This window comes from Polaromonas sp. P1_G4, assembly GCF_056405475.1.
This window is the reverse complement of record NZ_JBFUCA010000984.1, coordinates 1-737: the sequence shown is the minus strand read 5'-3', so window position 1 is coordinate 737 and position 737 is coordinate 1. Positions and strand designations below refer to the sequence as shown.

The following is a 737-nucleotide window of genomic DNA, read 5'->3' as shown; positions in this document are numbered from 1 at the left end:
CCGTGGAATTTCCCCATCGCCATCCCGGCCTGGAAGATTGCGCCGGCGCTGGCCTTCGGCAACTGCGTGGTGCTCAAGCCGGCAGACCTGGTTCCGGGCAGTGCCTGGGCCCTGGCCGAAATCATTTCGCGTTCGGGTATTCCGGCGGGCGTGTTCAACCTGGTGATGGGCCCCGGCCGCGTCATCGGCGATGCGCTGGTCAACCATCCGGGCGTCAATGCCATCAGCTTTACGGGCTCGGTCGGCGTGGGCAGCCGCATTGCAGAGGTTTGCGCAAAAAACCTCAAGAAGGTGCAGCTCGAAATGGGCGGCAAGAACCCGCAGGTCATCCTGGATGACGCCGACCTGACCCAGGCCGTGGAACTCAGCGCGCAGAGCGCTTTTTATTCCACCGGACAGCGCTGCACGGCATCAAGCCGCCTCATCGTGACCGAAGGCATCTACCCTGCTTTTGTCAAGGCGCTGCACGAACGCATGGCCCGCATCAAGGTGGGCGACGCCCTGACCGCCGGAACCGACATCGGCCCGGTTTCTTCACAAGCCCAGCTGGAGCAGGACTTAAGCTACATCGCCATCGGCCAGCAGGAGGGCGCAACGCTGTCGTTTGGCGGTGACCGCGTGCGCTGCCATACCGGCAGCGGCGCCGAAGGCTACTTCATGACACCAGCGCTTTTCAGCGAAAGCACCGCCGGCATGCGCATCAACCGTGAAGAAATTTTTGGCCCGGTGGCCAGCAT

General features: G+C 63.2%; 1 protein-coding gene. It reads left to right on the top strand.

Annotated elements, in window-relative coordinates; translation table 11 throughout:
* Positions 1–737: aldehyde dehydrogenase family protein (locus AC1D1X_RS24890; RefSeq protein ID WP_477699570.1), on the top strand; the 737-nt coding region annotated here is incomplete at both ends.